The organism is Cobetia sp. BL01 (assembly GCF_056493605.1).
Genome location: NZ_JBVBEE010000004.1, coordinates 442,548 through 460,999, shown reverse-complemented (window position 1 = coordinate 460,999; position 18,452 = coordinate 442,548). Strand labels below are relative to the sequence as shown.

At 63.4% G+C, this 18,452-nt stretch carries 15 protein-coding genes; 3 read left to right on the top strand and 12 right to left on the bottom strand.

The window, feature by feature from the left end; genetic code table 11:
* Positions 1 to 183 precede the first annotated feature (183 nt).
* Positions 184 to 507, top strand: coding sequence for a thioredoxin (trxA, locus tag ACZYGA_RS10590; RefSeq protein ID WP_043333971.1), 324 nt, complete (start codon positions 184 to 186; stop codon positions 505 to 507).
* A 158-nt stretch (positions 508 to 665) separates the two neighbouring features.
* Here the strand turns inward: trxA and ACZYGA_RS10585 are convergent, their stop codons facing one another.
* The 5 genes from ACZYGA_RS10585 to ACZYGA_RS10565 all read right to left on the bottom strand — a co-directional run bounded on the left by ACZYGA_RS10585 (position 666) and on the right by ACZYGA_RS10565 (position 7,847).
* On the bottom strand, positions 666 to 1,898 hold the full coding sequence (locus tag ACZYGA_RS10585) for an AI-2E family transporter (RefSeq protein WP_254696415.1): 1,233 nt from the start codon (positions 1,896 to 1,898) through the stop codon (positions 666 to 668).
* A 376-nt stretch (positions 1,899 to 2,274) separates the two neighbouring features.
* Positions 2,275 to 4,086 (bottom strand): acyl-CoA dehydrogenase C-terminal domain-containing protein, encoded by a 1,812-nt coding sequence (locus tag ACZYGA_RS10580; RefSeq protein WP_479399122.1) that lies wholly within the window; start codon positions 4,084 to 4,086, stop codon positions 2,275 to 2,277.
* A 323-nt stretch (positions 4,087 to 4,409) separates the two neighbouring features.
* Positions 4,410 to 5,174, bottom strand: coding sequence for an SDR family NAD(P)-dependent oxidoreductase (locus ACZYGA_RS10575; RefSeq protein ID WP_136938983.1), 765 nt, complete (start codon positions 5,172 to 5,174; stop codon positions 4,410 to 4,412).
* A 100-nt stretch (positions 5,175 to 5,274) separates the two neighbouring features.
* Positions 5,275 to 6,933: an AMP-binding protein gene (locus ACZYGA_RS10570; RefSeq protein ID WP_479399120.1), complete on the bottom strand. Its 1,659-nt coding sequence runs from the start codon at positions 6,931 to 6,933 to the stop codon at positions 5,275 to 5,277.
* 311 nt (positions 6,934 to 7,244) lie between these two features.
* The gene (locus tag ACZYGA_RS10565; protein ID WP_279856202.1) at positions 7,245 to 7,847 is read right to left on the bottom strand and encodes a TetR/AcrR family transcriptional regulator; all 603 of its coding nucleotides are present in this window, start codon (positions 7,845 to 7,847) and stop codon (positions 7,245 to 7,247) included.
* A gap of 117 nt (positions 7,848 to 7,964) precedes the next feature.
* On the opposite strand from ACZYGA_RS10565, the gene ACZYGA_RS10560 reads away from it, so the two are divergent.
* On the top strand, positions 7,965 to 9,185 hold the full coding sequence (locus ACZYGA_RS10560; RefSeq protein WP_479399118.1) for an acetyl-CoA C-acyltransferase: 1,221 nt from the start codon (positions 7,965 to 7,967) through the stop codon (positions 9,183 to 9,185).
* A gap of 139 nt (positions 9,186 to 9,324) precedes the next feature.
* On the opposite strand, the gene pstB is transcribed toward ACZYGA_RS10560, so the two are convergent.
* The 5 genes from pstB to ACZYGA_RS10535 all read right to left on the bottom strand — a co-directional run bounded on the left by pstB (position 9,325) and on the right by ACZYGA_RS10535 (position 15,167).
* On the bottom strand, positions 9,325 to 10,128 hold the full coding sequence (gene pstB / locus ACZYGA_RS10555) for a phosphate ABC transporter ATP-binding protein PstB (protein WP_077379425.1): 804 nt from the start codon (positions 10,126 to 10,128) through the stop codon (positions 9,325 to 9,327).
* 113 nt (positions 10,129 to 10,241) lie between these two features.
* Positions 10,242 to 11,408, bottom strand: a complete 1,167-nt coding sequence (pstA, locus tag ACZYGA_RS10550) for a phosphate ABC transporter permease PstA (RefSeq protein WP_077379289.1) — start codon at positions 11,406 to 11,408, stop codon at positions 10,242 to 10,244.
* Positions 11,409 to 11,422: 14 nt separating this feature from the next.
* Positions 11,423 to 12,679, bottom strand: coding sequence for a phosphate ABC transporter permease subunit PstC (gene pstC, locus ACZYGA_RS10545; RefSeq protein ID WP_077379287.1), 1,257 nt, complete (start codon positions 12,677 to 12,679; stop codon positions 11,423 to 11,425).
* Between the two features lie 129 nt (positions 12,680 to 12,808).
* A complete protein-coding gene (locus ACZYGA_RS10540; protein WP_077379285.1) occupies positions 12,809 to 13,825 on the bottom strand; it encodes a substrate-binding domain-containing protein in 1,017 nt (338 codons plus the stop codon).
* 124 nt (positions 13,826 to 13,949) lie between these two features.
* Positions 13,950 to 15,167, bottom strand: a complete 1,218-nt coding sequence (locus ACZYGA_RS10535) for a Bcr/CflA family multidrug efflux MFS transporter (protein ID WP_176493612.1) — start codon at positions 15,165 to 15,167, stop codon at positions 13,950 to 13,952.
* Between the two features lie 428 nt (positions 15,168 to 15,595).
* On the opposite strand from ACZYGA_RS10535, the gene tal reads away from it, so the two are divergent.
* A complete protein-coding gene (tal, locus tag ACZYGA_RS10530) occupies positions 15,596 to 16,534 on the top strand; it encodes a transaldolase (RefSeq protein ID WP_077379279.1) in 939 nt (312 codons plus the stop codon).
* A gap of 116 nt (positions 16,535 to 16,650) precedes the next feature.
* Here tal and ACZYGA_RS10525 read toward each other — a convergent pair whose 3' ends face one another.
* Complete coding sequence (locus ACZYGA_RS10525; protein ID WP_084209290.1) at positions 16,651 to 17,205, bottom strand: STAS domain-containing protein; 555 nt, start codon at positions 17,203 to 17,205, stop codon at positions 16,651 to 16,653.
* Complete coding sequence (locus ACZYGA_RS10520) at positions 17,198 to 18,349, bottom strand: PP2C family protein-serine/threonine phosphatase (protein ID WP_084209291.1); 1,152 nt, start codon at positions 18,347 to 18,349, stop codon at positions 17,198 to 17,200. Before ACZYGA_RS10520 ends, ACZYGA_RS10525 begins: the two co-directional genes overlap by 8 nt.
* Positions 18,350 to 18,452: the final 103 nt, after the last annotated feature.

Here is an 18,452-nt window from a genome sequence, read left to right as displayed (position 1 = left end):
GCTGCGTGGCTATTCCCTCCAACCAATAAAACAGCTATAAAAATACCAACGATCATAACCCCGTGCTATTGAGTCGATGGACAATGCCCATTTGTCAGTGATGGAAAGTGGCGCTACCATCGGACGCAGCCTGCATGTCCGGCAATGCCGCAGACAGCGAAACGAATCCCCTGGAGAAACAAGATGTCCAATCACGTCGATGTCACCGGCGCCAACTTCGAACAGGAAGTTCTCAACGCTGAAGCCCCGGTACTGCTGAAGTTCTGGGCGCCCTGGTGTGGCCCGTGCAAGATGATGGCGCCGGTCGTCGAAGAAGTCGCCAACGAGAAGGGCGAAGGCCTGAAGATCGTCAACGTCAATGTCGATGACGCACCGGAAATCGCCGCCGAGCAAGGCGTGCGTGGCGTGCCGACCGTGATCCTGTTCAAGTCCGGCGCCAAGGTCGCCTCGCTGGTCGGTGCCCAGTCCAAGGGACAACTGAGCCAGTTCATCGAGCAGAACCTCTAAACCGGTCCGCTCGAAGGTGGCTGCCCCGGCAGTCACCAGGCACGAGATGAACACCAGAAGGCCCCGTCACGCTCAACGTGACGGGGCCTTCTGCATTCCCTTCTGCATTCAGGGGGCGCGGGCTCATCGAGCCCGCGAAGACACGCCTTGCCGACGCGCTATTCCTCCGCCATGCGTCGGCGACGTCGAATGCGTCTGGCGGAGGGTCCCAGCAGGCGTGCCGCCCAGCGCGTGCCCGGGTGCGAGTCGAAGGCGATCTTGAGCGTCATGGTGATCGGCACCGACAACAGCATCCCCACCGGGCCGAACACCCAGCCCCACACCACCAGTGACAGGAAGGCGGCCAGTGTCGACAGCCCCAGCGTCCGCCCCATCACGCGCGGCTCGATCATGTTGCCGAGAATGAAATTGATCGCCAGGTAGCAGCCGCCCAGCATCAACGCCTTGACCGCCCCACCCTCCGGCATCACCAGCGTCAGCAATACTGCCGGCACCGCGGCCAGCGCCGACCCGATGTTGGGAATGTAGTTGAGGCAGAAGGCCAGCGTGGCCCACAGGAAGGCGAACTCCACATCCAGTGCCAGACAGCTGATGCCGACCAGCGCACCGGTCACCAGACTGATCAACGTCTTGACCGCCAGATAACGTCGCAGCGTCAACGAGAACAGCGTAAAGCGGCGCAGGCTGACATGCGGGCTGCGCAGAGTGGTGATCAGCTTGTCGCGCAGCGACAGGGCTTCGTACAACAGGAAGGTGGCCGTCAGCACGATGATGACACTGGAAGACAGCAGACCGCCCAGCCCGGTGAGCAGGTTGGGCACCCATTGCGTCAGCGATGCCGGATCCACCAGCTCACTGAAGCGCGCCGGCGCGATGGAGACGCCGTGGCCTGCCAGCCATTCCAGCATGCTCTGATACTGCTCCCGCAGACTTTCCTCCAGCTTGGGCATCTCATCGCTGAACAGGGTGAAGCGTGAGACCAGCAAGGCCGCCAGCGAGGAAAACAGGATGCAGACCGTCAGGATGACGATGGGCACCCCGAAACGCTGGCCGATGCCGTGTCGGGCCAGCCAGCGCACCGGCGCATCGCAGACCGCCGCGACAAACACCGCCATCAGCAGGGGGACCACCAGGTCTGCCGCCATCTTGAGGCCACCGATGATCACCACCAGCGCGGCCATGCCGACCAACAGCGGATGGATCTCCAGTGCCTTGCGGACCTTGGGGACATGGCGAGAACGCCCGGAAAGCTCCAGCGCTTCCTGCTGACGCTCGTCTCGCGGCACCTGCATGCGTGCCACGGCCTCCTCGGCGGAAGTGCCCTCGCTGACACCGCTAGGCTCACCCACCATCATGTCATGCGCGTCGTCGCCGCCCTCACTGCTCGGCACTTCGGGCCTCGATGAGGCCTGCTCAGAGCGGGAGGACCGCCCTGACTCCTGCGCGGCCTCTTCAGGGGTATCGTTAGCCTGCATCCTGCGCCACCTATCCTGTCAGTTACTGCAAATTGAGTCCCGCATGTCATCTCCCGCGCACTGGGCGGGACAGGCTGTCACTGCGACTATCTTGGGCGTCTGACCGTCACAAGCCAAGCGCGGGACACAAAGAGAAGAGAATGTTCTGCAGACCGGCGCGACCCCGTGCATGAATGACCCGCCACAAAAAAGGGGAGACCGAAGTCTCCCCGAGAAATCCGAGTCAGAGCGCACTGACTGGAGGCACATGATTGCCTGACAAACAGACCGAATTCAGCGTGTGGACGTGAGATCAGATCTCGAACCCGCTGCCGAAGCCCTCTACCGCAGGTGCCATCAGCGTCTCGCCGCCGGCACGAATCATCGCGGCGTGCCCCTGGGTACGCGGCAGGATGCGCTGGAAGTAGAAGCGTGCGGTATCCAGCTTGGCCTGGTAGAAGGTCGCGTCCCCCGTGCCAGATGCCAGCGCGGCTCTGGCGGTCTCACCGGCACGCGCCCACAGGTAGCCCAGCGTGACGTAACCGGCATACATCAGATAATCGACACTGGCAGCACCGACCGCCTCGCGGTCCTGCATCGCCCCCATGCCGACCGCCATGGTCAGCTCACCCCATTCGCGGTTGAGCTCCGCAAGTGGCGAGGCAAATTCGCTGCCTTCGCTGGCCTGACAGAACTTGTGGATCTCCTTGGTGAAGACCTTGAGCGACTCGCCCTGGCTCATCAGGATCTTGCGTCCCAGCAGGTCCAGCGCCTGGATACCGGTGGTGCCTTCATAGAGCAGCGTGATGCGCGCATCGCGCACGAACTGCTCCATGCCCCACTCCTGGATGAAGCCGTGGCCACCGAACACCTGCACCCCATGGTTGGTCGCCTCGAAGCCGGTCTCGGTCAGGAAGGCCTTGACGATGGGCGTCAGCAGGCCCAACAGCGTGTCGGCACGAGTCTTCTCTTCGCTGTCCGGCGCATTCTCGACAAGATCATTGAGCTGGGCGGCGTACATCACCAGCATGCGTCCGCCCTCGGCGATGGCCTTCTGGGTCAGCAGCATGCGCCGTACGTCCGGGTGCACGATGATCGGGTCGGCTACCTTCTCCGGTGCCTTGGCCCCCGAGAGAGCTCGCATCTGCAGGCGGTCTCGCGCATAGCTCAGCGCATTCTGGAAGCTGGCTTCGGCCAGCGCCACGCCCTGGATGCCCACGCCAAGCCGCGCGGCATTCATCATGGTGAACATGCAGGCCAGCCCCTTGTGCGGCGGGCCGACCAAGAAACCTGTGGCGGAGTCGAAGTTCATCACGCAGGTCGCGTTGCCGTGAATGCCCATCTTGTGCTCGATGGAGCCACAGCTGACACCGTTGCGGTCTCCGGCCTCGCCACTGGCATCCGGCAGGAACTTCGGCACCACGAACAGCGAGATGCCGCGTGAGCCTTCCGGCGCGTCCGGCAACTTGGCCAGCACCAGATGCACGATGTTCTCCGAGAGATCGTGTTCGCCGGCGGAGATGAAGATCTTGGTACCGCTGATGGCGTACCCCTTGCTGCCATCGGCGTCATCCAGTGGCACGGCGCGGGTCTTGATCAGCCCCAGATCCGTGCCACAGTGCGGTTCGGTCAGACACATGGTGCCGGTCCAGCGGCCTTCGACCAGCTTGGTCAGATAGGTCTGCTTGAGCACCTCGCTGCCATGATGCTCAAGGGCGTTCATCGCGCCATGTGACAACCCCGGATACATGCCCCACGAGAGGTTGGCGGAGGCGACCATTTCCGAGAGCACCATCGCCAGAGACGGCGGCAGGCCCTGGCCACCGTGCTCCGGTGAGGCTGCCAGACTCGGCCAACCGCCCTCGACATACTGCTGATAGGCGGCCTTGAAGCCACGCGGCGCCTTCACCTCTCCCCCCTCGAAGGTACAGCCCTCGAGATCGCCCGACTGGTTGAGCGGCGTCAGCACCTCGTTGGCAAAGCGTGCCCCTTCCTCGAGAATCGCGCTGACGATGTCATCACTGGCATCTTCGCCACCCGGCAGGCGGGCGTAATGCGCGGGGTAGTCGAGCAGCTCATTCATCACGAAGCGAATATCGCGCAAGGGCGCCTGATAGTCCGGCATGCTGTACTCCTTGTGCCGTCGCGACGCGGCGGCGATGACCTGACACAGCCACTTCCGAGCATCTTCAAGCGGGAAATGGTGGCTATGCACATGAATGGGGGCGTGGCAGCGGGATCCTTTCGCGGGATCGACCCGACCACTATCAAACATTCGTTTGAAATTAGCGCCACCCCGATCGTCAGTCAAGCGATCGTTTGATCGTGGCCGTGAGACATTGGTGGCACGCGGACACAAAAAAGCCCGACCACTCATGTGGTCGAGCAATATCTCCCCCAGAGATTCCTTGCTTTCAGGTCGTCGTGCGTGATCGCGAGACGGCAGGCTCAGGCCATGCGGATGCTGCCGTCGAGACGGATCACTTCCCCATTGAGCATGCCGTTGGTGATGATGTGTTCGGCCAGGCGAGCGAATTCATCGGGCCGCCCCAGGCGCTTGGGAAACGGAACGGCCTCGCACAGCGCCTCGCGAGCAGGCTCCGGAATGCCTGCCATCATCGGTGTCTCGAACACGCCAGGGGCAATCGCCATCACACGAATGCCGTGACGCGCCAGTTCGCGTGCCATCGGCAGGGTCATGCCTGCCACCCCGGCCTTGGAAGCACTGTAGGCACATTGCCCTATCTGGCCATCGAAGGCCGCGACCGAAGCGGTGTTGAGAATGATGCCGCGCTCTCCGTCTTCCCCCTCGGCCACATTGCGCGCCATGCGGGCCGCCGCGAGACGCGCCACGTTGAAGGTACCGCTCAGATTGATGGCCAGGGTCTTCTCGAACCCTTCCAGCGGCGCCGGTGCCCCCTCGCGATCCACCAGCTTGGCGACGCTCACCACGCCCGCGCAGTGGATTACGCCATGAAGGGCTCCGAAGCTCTGCTCGGCGACATCCAGCGCCGCGCTCACGCTCTCGGAATCGGTGATATCGCAATGACAGAAGCGTGCCGACGCACCGAGTGCCGCGGCATGCTCGCGTGCGGCCTCGGAGATGTCAGCCAGTACGACGCGTCCACCGGCGGCCACCAGACGGTCCGCTGTGGCAGCCCCCAGGCCGGAGGCGGCACCCGTGATCAGGAAGCAGTGCTCGGCAATCTTCATGCATGACTCTCCAGATGGCACCCGGCGCATCCGCTGCCGGGTCGTTCAATGACGATCATCCTGCGGCAGCCCGCAAGAGGCGTAGCGGCAGCCGCGGGTCTCACTCCTCTCGAGCTTCGGCGCGCAGCAGGAATCGCTGGATCTTGCCCGAGGGTGTCTTGGGCAGGCTGTCCACGAAGCTGATCTCGCGGGGATAGCTGTGGCCTGATAGCCGCTGGCGCACTTCGCTGCGTATTGCCTCGGCGAGGGCTTCATCCCCGACATGTCCGTCGCGCAGCACCACGTAGGCCTTGATGATCTCGCCGCGCAGGTCATCCGGCTTGCCGACCGCCGCGGACTCCGCGACGGCGGGATGGGCAAGGATGGCGTTCTCGACATCCGCCGGGCCGACTCGATAACCCGAAGTGGTGATGATGTCGTCGTCACGGCCGGCGAAGGTGAAGCGACCATCAGGCTCCGCGACGACTACATCCCCGGTCAGGTAATAGCCTCCGACACAGGGCTGTTTCTCCTGCCAGGTATAGCCGGAGAAGAAATAGGCAGGGGAATTGGCGATATCCACCGCCAGCACGCCCGGTTCACCGGGCGCAAGCTCCCGATATTCGGCGTCCAGCACGGCCAGGCGATAGCCGGGCAAGGGGAAGCCGACGCTGCCGATGACCACCTCATGCGCCAGAGCATGATGATTGCAGCAGACCATGCCGACTTCGGTCTGACCGTAGTGATCCATCACCGTGCAGCCAAGCTCACGGGCGACCCAGCCCACCACCTCGGTATTGAGCGGCTCGCCGGCCGAGCTCGCCACGCGCAGCGTCAGGCGCTCGAAGGCCCCCTCCCCGAGCCCGGAGGCCTTGAGCATCCGATAGGCCGTGGGCGCCGCCGCGAAGTTGTCGATGGCGTGGCGCTGCAGGAAGTCCAGCCCGCCCTGCGCGCTGAAGGGAGCTTGCATGAAGTAGGTGGTGGCACCCAGCAACAGAGGTGCCGTGATCCCGTAGTAAAGCCCGTAGGCCCAGCCGGGGTCGGCCATGTTCCAGAAGCGCTCGCCGGGGCGCAGATCCACTGCCAGCCGCTGATAGAGCCAGAAGGCCGGCAGCGCATTCAGTGCCACCGCCACCCCCTTGGGCTTGCCGACCGTGCCGGAGGTGAACATCTGCAGGAAGGGCGCATCACTCGGCAATTGTACGGGCGGTTGCGCCAGGGGCTCGCTTTGCATCAGAGCCTGCCAGTCCAGATCCCCCTCATCCAGTGCCTCCCCTTCCCCGCGCACGCAGATGATCGGTGGATGGCTCGCAAGCGCCCTGAACTTGGCACGCTGACCGGACTCGGTGATCACGACACTGGTCTCGGCGCGTGACAGACGGTAGGCGAGCGCATCCGTTCCGAAGGCCGTGAACAGCGGCTGATAGATGGCGCCCAGCCGCCAGGTGGCGGCCAGCGCGATCAGAAGCTCAGGCGTACGCGACAGCATGCAGGCCACGCGCTCGCCGGGTCCGACGCCCTGCGCAGCCAGCGCCGTGGCCATCCGAGCACTCTCGAGATCCAGTTCGGCGTAGCTGAGCGTGCGTACCTTGCCATGCTCATCCTCGTGGACCAGAGCGATGCGCTCGCCCTGCCCGGCGCGCAGGTGCCGACCGATGCAGGCGTCAAAGGCATTGCCCATGTGCCCTTGCCCGGAGGACGTCAGGAGTTCATCGCGCAACGCATCGATGTCGAAATGCTCCAGATACTCGCTCAGCGTCTGGCTGGCAGCGGGTTGCATGGCGGATGAATTCGCAGGTTCGTCAGATGTAGCGGCAGATGTAGCGACATATGCAGCAGAGGCGGCGCGTGACGTGCGGTTTGTTGTTGTATCGCTTGGCGTCATGGCGTGACTGGCTCCTGAGTGGCGCTCCGGGGCGGATCGAGATGGCTGGGCGCCAGCCATCTACAGTTAACGTAAACGTCAAGTTAGCGACAAGCCTGTCGTGCGGCAAGCATTGTGGCGCTCGACTGGCCGAAAGTTGCAGACGCTGTGTAGCAGACGCCGTGTAACGGACGCTGTGTAGCAGACGCCGTGTAGCAGACGCTCGCTCAGGGAAGACGACACAGGCTGTCGACCAGCGCCTCGGCCAGCTCATCCGGGGAACGCTCACCCTCGGGACGGTACCAGCGTACGCTCCAGTTGAGCGCCCCCAGCATGAACTGGCGCAGAAGCAGAGCGTCTCCCTTGAGCAGTCCCGCGGCGACGGCCACCTCGATGGCGTCGCGCCACAGGGCTTCATACTCGTCACGCAGATGCACGAGATGCTCCCGCGAGGCTTGCTCGAGGCGACGCCATTCGTAGAGCGCCACGACATGCGCATTGCGGTCCGTCAGCAGGGTTTCCAGATGCGCCCGCGCCAATGCCAGCAAGCGCTCTCGCGCCTGCTGATGCCGTGACGCGGGGGCTGAGCCGGCTTCCAGCCGCGCGAGATGCTCACGCGCGATGGCCAGTGCGCTGAACATGCCCTCCTCGATCACCGCGCACAGGATTTCCTGCTTGTCAGCGAAGTGATGGAACAGGCTGCCGGACTTGATGCCCATTTCCTGGGCCAACATGCGAACGGTGGTGCGATCGAAGCCCTCCTCCACGAACAGACGGGCGGCGATGCGGACCAGCTCCTTGCGACGGGGTGAGGCGGTGGCTACATTCATCGTATAACTAGCGCTTGCTTGGTTTATGGGATTGAATGGATCAAAGCACAGCCACGCAGTGATCACAACGCCGAACGCCACAGGTGATCTTCCAATAACAAGACACTGGAGACCGTCATGACGACCGCTTCCCGCACCACGCCAAGCCCCACCACCACCGCTGACGACATCGTGATCCTGTCCGGGGCGCGCACGCCGATGGGCGGATTGCAGGGCTCGCTTTCCAGCCTCAGCGCACCGCAGCTCGCCGCCGTGGCCATCAAGGCTGTCATCGAACGCTCAGGCCTGACACCCGCCGATATCGATGAGGGCATCTTCGGCTGCGTACTGCCGGCAGGCGTCAAGCAAGGCCCGGCACGTCAGGCCATGCGCCAGGCCGGAGTCCCGGACAGCATCGGCGCGACCACCATCAACAAGCTGTGCGGTTCCGGCATGAAAGCTACCATGCTCGCGCACGACCTGATCCGTGCCGGCACCAACCGCATCATGCTGGCGGGTGGCATGGAATCGATGTCCAATGCCCCGCACCTGCTCACCCAGGCACGCGGCGGCTATCGCCTCGGACATGGAGAACTGAAGGACCACATGTTCTTCGATGGCCTGGAAGACGCCGAGACCGGCAAGCTGATGGGCGTGTTCGCCCAGGAAGTGGCCGATGCGCGTGGCTACGATCGTCAGCGCATGGATGACTTCGCCATCGAATCACTCAAGCGCGCCATGGCCGCCACCGAGGCCGGCGACATCGCCCCGGAAATCGCGCCGGTGACGGTCAAGAGTCGCAAGGGCGAGAGTCTCGTCGAGCAGGATGAACAACCCTTCCAGGCCAACCTCGACAAGATTCCCACTCTGCGTCCGGTATTTGCCAAGGACGGCACCATCACTGCCGCCAATGCCAGCTCCATCTCTGACGGTGCCTCGGCCCTGGTGCTGACCCGACGTGATGAGGCCGAGCGTCGTGGCCTGGCCGTCAAGGCCCGTATCCTCGGTCACAGCACCCACTCCCAGCACCCCAGCGAATTCACGCTGGCCCCCATCGGGGCCATCGATTCGCTGATGAAGCGACTGGAGTGGACCACCGAGGATGTCGATCTGTTCGAGATCAACGAGGCCTTCGCCGTGGTGACACTGCTGGCGATGGATGCCCACGACATCCCGCACGACAAGGTCAATGTCTTCGGGGGTGCCTGCGCCCAGGGTCACCCGGTGGGCTCCACCGGATCACGCATCATCGTCACCCTGATCAATGCGCTGGAACGCCGCGGCAAGAAGCGCGGCATCGCGGCACTGTGCATCGGCGGCGGTGAGGCCACCGCGATCGCCGTCGAACTGGAAGGCTGAGCCGGGTACGGGGGCTGAGCCAACCTCGCGTTCCAGCACGTCTGACATGACAAGCGCCAGACACGACAGAAGGCCCGGATCATGGATCCGGGCCTTCTGCCATCTTCGGGAACCATTCGCGCCGAGATGGCGCCAGTCCTCAGCCGTAGCGACCGGTGATGTAGTCCTCGGCCTTCTTGGTGTGCGGATTGGAGAACATCGTCTTGGTGTCGTTGTACTCGATCAGCTCGCCCATGTGGAAGAAGGCGGTGTAATCGGCGACACGCGCCGCCTGCTGCATGTTGTGGGTCACGGTCACGATGGAGAACTGGGTCTTCAGCTTGTCCATCAGGTCTTCGATGGTCGCGGTGGAAATCGGGTCCAGCGCCGAGGTCGGCTCATCCATCAGGATGACGTCCGGCTTGACCGCGATCGCACGCGCGATGCACAGGCGCTGCTGCTGACCACCGGACAGCGAGGTACCCGGCTGATCCAGAATGTCCTTCACCTCTTCCCACAGGCCGGCATCACGCAGCGCGCTCTCGACCAGATCGTCCTTGTCGGCACGACGGCTGACCAGGTCGTGCATGGTCGGCGCATAGGCGATGTTGTCATAGATGGACTTGGGGAACGGGTTCGGCTTCTGGAACACCATGCCGACACGGCGACGCAGTGCCACTTCATCCATGTTGCGGGCATTGACGTCACGCCCATCCATCTCGACCAGACCCTCGATGCGCACGCTGCGGATCAGGTCATTCATGCGATTCAGGCAGCGCAGGAAGGTCGACTTGCCGCACCCGGACGGCCCGATCAACGCGGTGACATTCTTCTGGAAGATGTCGATGTTGATGTTCTTCAGCGCCTGCTTCTCGCCGTACCACAGGTTGAGGTCTTCCACACGGATGGCCAGCTCATGATTGGCCTCTTCGTTGGTCACGATCGGTGTGCCGGGGCGTGCCATGGCGACAGGCTTGGCGGGGGTGGCGACGGTGCTGTTCATGTCTCGTATTCCTTGTTCAGTCGTGGGTCTGGTCATGTCGTGCGTCCCGCCTCGGCGGGACGTGATCCACCGACCTACCAGCGACGCTCGAATTTCTTGCGCAGCATGACGGCTGCGGCGTTGAGGAAGATCAGCACTGACAGCAGCACCAGGATGCCCGCCGCAGTCCGCTCGACGTAGGCCTGTTCCGGCTCACCTGCCCAGGTGAAGATCTGGGCCGGCAGCACGGTGGCCGCCTGGGTGATGGAGGTCGGTGCATCCGGAATGAAGGCCACCATGCCGACGATGATCAAGGGAGCGGTTTCCCCCATCGCCTGCGCCAGACCGATGATGGAACCCGTCAGGATACCCGGCAATGACAGCGGCAGAACGTGATCCCGCACGACCTGCCAGCGCGAGCAGCCAACGCCGAAGGCTGCCTGACGAATGGTGTCCGGCACGCTGCGCAACGCGGAGCGGGTGGTGATGATGATCACCGGCAGCGTCATCAGCCCCAGCGTCAGACCACCGACCAGCGGGGACGAGCGCGGCATGCCGAAGAAGTTGATGAAGATCGCCAGGCCCAGCAGACCGAACAGGATCGACGGCACCGCCGCCAGATTGTTGATGTTGATCTCGATTGCCTGGGTGAGGCGATTGTCCGGCGCGAACTCCTCTAGGTAGACCGCGGTCAGCACGCCGACCGGGAAGGCGAAGGCCAGAGTGACCAGCAACGTCAGGATCGTGCCCATCGCCGCCGACCAGATACCGGCATATTCCGGCATCTTGGAATCACCGGTGGTGAAGAAGTTGATGTTGAACTTGAGCTCGGCCGTGCCGTTCTCGACCATGCGATCCAGTACGGCGATCTGCTTGGGCTTGAGATGCGCCTTGTGGCCCTTGAGGTACTGATCCACCCGGTCGTCCGCGATCACCCAGGTCTCGAGGGTCTGGCCCAGCAGCTCCGGGTTGGCCTTCATCTCGCGTGGCAGCTGACGCAGCCAGCCGCGGCTGACCAGCTCACGCACATCCTCTTCCACCGCCGCGAGCGGAATCTCGCGTGACTGCTCGCTGTAGGTGACCGGTACCTTGAGCTCCGCCTGCTGGAAGGCCGGATAGCCGCGCATCAGCATGTCGCCGATGAACACCACCAGGAAGGTTGCCGCCAGGGCCAGCGCCGCCATGGACATGTACTTCAGGCGCTGAGTGCGGCGATGACGGCCCTTGAGCTGGGCCGAGATATCGTCGAAGGAATGGCTCATGTCTTGTCTCGGCCTCACAGATTATTGGCGCTGTACTTCTCACGGAAGCGGCGGATGAGAACCACCGAGACCATGTTCAGCAGCAAGGTGACGACGAACAGCACCAGACCCAGCGCGAAGGCGGACAATGTCTCGGCACTCGCGAATTCCTGGTCTCCCGTCAGCGCGGCAACGATACGCACCGTCACGGTGGTCATGTCTTCCAGCGGGTTGGCGGTCAGATTCGGACGCATGCCCGCCGCCATCACCACGATCATCGTCTCGCCCAGCGCACGCGACATGGCCAGCAGTGACGCCGAGATGATGCCCGGCAGCGCGGCCGGCAGGATGACATTGCGGATGGTCTCGCCCTGGGTCATGCCCAGCGCCAGAGACCCCTGACGCATGGTGTCCGGCACGGAGGTGATGACGTCATCCGACAGTGAGGAGATGAAGGGAATGATCATGATGCCCATGACCAGCCCCGGTGCCAGAGCATTGTTATAGGACGCCTCGATACCCAGCGGCGAGAAGATGTCGACGATCAGCGGTGCCACGGTGATGGCGGCGAAGAAGCCATAGACGACGGTCGGGATGCCGGCGAGCACTTCCAGCACCGGCTTGGCCACGGTACGCACGCGCTCCGGGGCGAATTCCGACATGTAGACCGCCGCCAGCAGGCCGATGGGAATGGCCACCAGCATGGCGATCAGGGTGATCATGAAGGTACCGGCGAACAGCGGAACCGCCCCGAAGTTGGCGGTGCTCTCGACGCCCTCGCCACGACCGGCTGCCAGCTGGAAGCTGTTGCCCGGGTCCCAGGTGGTGCCGGTGATGAAGGTCCAGAAGCTTTCCATCTGGAAGAAGCGGATGGCTTCGAAGATGATGGAAGCCAGAATGCCGAACGTCGTGACGATGGAGATCATCGCCGCCCCGATCAGCACATAACGAATCAATGTCTCGATCGCATTGCGCGCGTGAAAATCAGGCTTCACCAGCGCCAGACCGATGAGCATGCCGACACCTGCGACGACGAGGCTGGCAGCCAGCAGCTCGGCGCCCTCGATGGATACCCCGGCCGTGGCGATCGCCAGTACGGCGGCCAGTCCGACCAGCAGTGCCGGGCCGGCACAGGAGATGGCGGTGAACCAACCGTATTGATCCGGCTGGGCGTACATCTCTGCCCCGCTGGCACGCACCTTCTGCGCCTTGCCTCGGCCGACGAAGAAGGCAATCAGGCCAGACAGCGCCACGATGCCAATGAAGAAGAGAAAGATCTGCTGAGTCTGCATCTTTCGAGTCCCGGAGTCGCGTTATCCGCAAAGTGAAGGCAACTTGCCTGTCCGATATCCCTGCGGACCGTCATGCAAACGGGCCGGCTGCCAATGGCAACCGGCCGCGTCGTGGGTCAGCTGCGTCAGTTACTTCTTGAGGTCAGCCAGGGTCAGCTTGGTGCGGTTCTTCACCTGCTCACGCAGGGCTTCACGCTCATCCTTGGGCAAGGGAATCAGGCCGATGCCCTTCAGGTAGCCCAGCTCACCGATCATCTTCTCGCTCATGAACAGGTCGTTGTAGGCCTGCTGCGCCGGCACGTCATCCTTGTGCTGGTTCTTCACGTAGTAGAACAGCGAGCGGGACACCGGGTACTCACCGGAGGAGATGGCATCGGCTTCCGGCAGGACGCCATCGATGGAGGCACCGACGACCTTGTCGGCGTTCTCTTCCAGGAAGGAGTAGCCGAAGATACCGAAGGCATCGGTGTTCTCGACCAGTTTCTGGATGATCAGGTTGTCGTTCTCACCCGCCGCGATGTAGTGGCCGTCCTGACGGATGTTGGTGTAACCCTCACCGCCGTAGCCTTCCATCTCTTCGGTGGAGACTTCCATCACCAGCTCTTCGAAGGCATCACGCGTACCGGACGTGGAAGGCGGACCATAGACGGTGATCTTGCGATCCGGCAGGGAGGAGTCGATCTCGGACCACTTGGTGTAGGGGTTGTCGACCAGCTTGCCATCGACCGGCACCTGAGCGGCGACCGCCAAGGTGATCTGCTCACGCGTCAGGTTGATGTCGCCATCACCGACCGCCTGAGCGAAGGCGATGCCATCGAAGCCGATCATCGCTTCGGTGATGTCGGTCACGCCATTCTCTTCACAGCGCTCGAACTCGGACGTCTTCATGCGGCGGGAAGCGTTGGTGATGTCCGGCGTGCTGTCCCCGACCCCTTCACAGAACAGCTTCATGCCGCCACCGGAACCGGTGGACTCGATGACCGGCGTCGGGAAGTCGCTGGTGGCACCCAGCTCTTCCGCCACATAGCTGGAGAACGGATAGACCGTGGAAGAGCCGACGATGCGCAGCTGTTCACGGGCTTCTGCTGCACCGACGGATGCGGCGAGAACAGCGACTGCGAGACCTGACTTGAGGAACGCCTTCATGCCTGAAACTCCTTGCGAAAAGAATGAGCCTTGAGGTTGGCTTCTTGTCTACGAGGAGCACTTTGCCAAGCATTCATGACAACCGTGTGACAGTCATCGCGAGTCGCCGTGTGATCAATGACCCTCAGTCCGAGGGGGCGGCATGACGCGCCAGGGCGCGACGCCCCGCCAACACGCGCAGCAGGATATTGCTGACCAGCGCCGTGCCCAGCATGCCGAGGATCATCGGCCACAGGCTGTCCATCGCCAGCCCTGCGATCAGCATGCCGATCAAGGCGCCACTGGCGAATTGCAGGCTGCCGATCAGGGCGTTGGCGGTGGCACTGATACGGGGGAAGTACTCGAGCGCGGAAGAAATCGCATTGGGAGCGACCATGCCGTTGGCCCCGACGAAGAGCATCAGCAAGGGTGCCATCAGCGCCAGATGATCCAGCCCCAGCGCCAATGCCAGCACCAGCAGACAGGCCGCGAGCAGCTGGATACCGATCCCGATGCGCAGCAGCCGTGGTGGCGACATGCGTGACAGCAGGCGCACGTTGAGGCGATTGGCGGTGAACATGAACAGGATGTTGGCCCCGAACAGCGCCGGGTACCAGGAGGCGGTGACACCGAAGTGCTCCATGTAGACATACGGGGAGGCGGTGATGAAGGCGAACATGCCACCGAAGCCCATCGCCTGGGTAATGGCATAGCCCATCGCCGGGCCATGGCGCATCACGCTGACGTAATCGCGAGCGACCTGCGCGATGCTGGCCGGAGGCTCATCCGCTTCGCGATGGCGGCGTGTCTCCGGCAGCCGGAAAGGCAGCACGACCAGCAGGAAGGCGGCATAGGCGGCCAGGAAGGCGAAGATCAGCCACCAGCCCGCCAAGCCCAGCAGCAGACTGCCGATCGCCGGGGCGATCAGCGGTGCCAGCATCATGATCACCGCGACGGTCGAGAGCACCTTGGCCGCCTCGCGCCCGCTGAAGCAGTCACGCACGATCGCCGAGGAATTCACCACCGAGGCCCCGCCGCCCAGCGCCTGCACGAATCGCAACGCATAGAGGCCTTCGAGACTGTCGACCTGGGTGATCGCCAGACTCGCCAGCAGGAAGACGAAGATCCCGGAGAGCAACACCGGCTTGCGGCCGATGCGGTCCGACAGCGGCCCGAAGATCAATTGCCCCAGCGAGAAGCCGAGCAGGAAGATCGACAGCGACAGCTCCGTATGATGGACGCTGGTGTCGAGCGCTTCCGCCATGGCCGGCAATGCCGGCAGATAGGCATCGATGGCCAAGGGGGCCAGTGCGGTGTTGGCAGCGACCAGCAAGGCCAGCTGACGGGTTTGACGCTTGTCCACATCCCCTCCCGAGAGTTTCACGATAACGGCGCGATCATGCGCCTGCTGAAGAATCCTTCACGATGCGGCACGTCATGGACCCAGGTGCCGGCATCGGCCCGCTCACCGGCTCCCTTACCGTCCTTGGGTCCCCGACACCTCGGTGCCAGCCTGTCGCAGGCATGAGCGGACACGTCTGCCGGTAGACCGCGACAGTGGGCGCGCCGCCATACAATTGATACAGTTGAGGTAACGAACGTGAAGAAGTTGTCACATCCATGTGATCATGTTCACACCGACAGCGACGACATCCCCGCGGTACGGCCGATGGAGTATCATCGTCGAGGCTCTGGCCATGTCGTTCCCGCTTCGTAGCCCAGACCTTCACGTCTTCCCTTTTCATGAAGGTCGTCATCGGACGACCCGCGCTCAGTACAGGAAACTCTTGCATGGCACAGGACAAGCTCTCCCAACTCAAGGACATGACCACCGTTGTCGCCGACACCGGTGACCTCGAGGCGATTCGTCGCTTCGCGCCCACAGATGCTACCACCAACCCGTCGCTGATCCTGCAGGCCGCCCAGGACCCGTCGCGTCGCGAGCGCCTGACCGAGGTCGCGCGCAAGGCCACCGACATCGACGATGCCGTGGACGCCGTGGCCGTGGATATCGGCACCGAGATCGCCGGTCTGGTACCGGGCTATGTCTCCACCGAAGTCAGCGCCCGCCTGTCCTTCGATGCCGACGAGACCATCCGTCGCGCGCATCGCATCATCGAGCGCTACGCCGCCAATGGCGTCGGTCAGGAGCGCATCCTGATCAAGACCGCCTCCACCTGGGAAGGCATTCGCGCCGCCGAGAAGCTCGAGCGTGAAGGCATCCGTACCAATCTGACGCTGCTGTTCAGCTTCGCCCAGGCCCAGGCCTGCGCCGATGCCGGCGTGACGCTGATATCGCCCTTCGTCGGCCGTATCCTCGACTGGCACAAGGCCAACCAGCCGGATGCCGATTTCAGCGGCGACAACGACCCGGGCGTGAAGTCCGTCAAGGCCATCTACGAGCACTACAAGGGTCACGGCTACAAGACCATCGTGATGGGCGCCAGCTTCCGCAACACTGGGGAAATCGAAGCCCTGGCCGGTTGCGACCGCCTGACCATCTCTCCGGCGCTGCTGGGTGAGCTGGCCGAAAGCACGGGCCCGCTGGCGCGTCGCCTGCAGGCCGCCGATGCCGAGCGCAACGTGCCGGAAGTGCTGACCGAGTCCAACTTCCGCTGGGACATGAACGAAGATGCCATGGCCACCGAGAAGCTGGGCGAAGGCATCCGCAAGTTCATGGCGGATCAGCGCAAGCTCGAGTCACTGCTAGCCGAACTGCGCAGCCACTGAGCATGACGTCGAGAACACGCCCTTGTCGAGCAAGGGCGTGTTTCTGGCGCAGCAACGAAGAGCGCCTGCCGTGAATCACGGCAGGCGCTCTTGCGTTCAGGCGATACCCCGCATCGTCAATGCGGCTGGCGCTGCTCCTCGCTCTCCAGAAGCTCGATCAAGGGCTGGAACTGCAGGCGATTGTGGCCATTGAGACACATCAACAGACGATGCGCCTCGAGAATACGGCCGCGCAGTGCCTGCTCCTGACTCGCCGAGGCCTCTGCCCCACCCTCGACCGGCACCTCCGCCGTGGCGTCATCACAGCCCGAGCTGTCCAGCTCGGCCTGCTCCGCCTCCGCCAGCTGACTGGCATCCACGACACTGGCCACCTCATCGAACCCCATGACCTTGAGCATGGTCATCACATCAGGGTGAGCCGCTACCACCTGGGCCGGCAGGATCAGACGATCCCGCACGGCCAGTGCCAGCTTGGCCAGAAAGCCCAGTGCAGTGGAGTCAATGTTGGTGGCTTCGCGCAGATCGATGATCACGCTTTCCAGACCATCGACCGCTGCCACGCGTTGAACCTGCTGGTCCAGCGTGGCACACAGTGTCAGGCGTACGTCACCCGACAGCTTGAGCACGAACAGGCCGTCATCGAACACGGCCTGGATACGTCCTTCATCCATCATGGAATCCTGTCAGCGTCATCAGGGTAAGGTCATCCGGCAGCTCACCATCCAGTGCCAGACCGCGGCGCAATCCCTGCACATCCTCACTGCTCAGTATCCGTTGATGCAGTGCTTGAGTTCGTTCCTCCAGCGCCTCGCCCGGCAGGCACTCCAGCACACCATCACTGGCCAGCCACAGGCGGAAACGCGCGGGAAGCGCCACACGATACGCCGGATAGCGGGTGCCTGGGAAGAGGCCTACCGGGCGCCCGCTGCCTTCCAGTACCTGAATCCCACCCTCCGGAGTCACCAGGACCGGCATCGGCAGCTGGGCCCCCAGGGTGTAATGCAGCGTGGCCGCTTCACGGTCAATCACGCCGCACAGCACGGTCGCGTGCTTGCCGATGCCACTGTCCAGCAGCTCACGGTTGAGCAACGCCAGCCATTCAGGACCGAAGGTTTCCGGCGTATGTTCCTCCCAGTGGCGAATCGCACGCGCGAACAATAGCTTGAGCAGCACCGTCACGAAGGCCGAAGACGCCCCATGCCCGGAGACATCGGCGAAATAGAACAGACTGAAACGCTCATCGATCGCCTGATACTCGAGAAAATCTCCCGACAGATACAACGAGGGCGACAGGCAGTAGTCATAGCGGATGCCGTTGATTCTCTGCCCACTTTCCGGCAACAAGCGTTGCTGGATCTGCCCACCGGCCAGCTGGTCCTGACGCAGCATCGCCAGATGCGTCTCGAGATGCTCGTTGAGCTCCTCGAGGCGCGCGCGGGCCTTGGCGTGTTCATGCGCGAGCTGGTGATGCTCCGCCGCCCGCTTGAGCAGACTGCGCAACACCGAGCCATGCTCACGCGGGGCGATCAGATAATCCACCAGCCCCGCCTCCACCGCGGGCAACAGGCATTCATCGCCGCGACTCTCGGCCACGACCACCGTGGGCAGGCACTCGGCGAGACGCGCCCACTCCTGACTGGCCACGGCCTCGACATGCGCCACCACCACCGCGACCCCACTGGGCAGCGTTGCAATGCTGTCACAGGCCGCCACTGCACAACGCTCATCCGTCAACAGCGTCGCCAGCGCATCACGCCGCGAACCGACCAGATCGATCAGACCGATCAACAGACGCTTGCCTTGCTCATCCGCCATGCCAACCTCTCATGCCCGTCCCGTGCCGCAATCCACTGCCAGACCCTGGCGCCTCGCCATCGCGCTATCCGCGTGCCTCGACGTGCCGCCAGGACACTCGGCA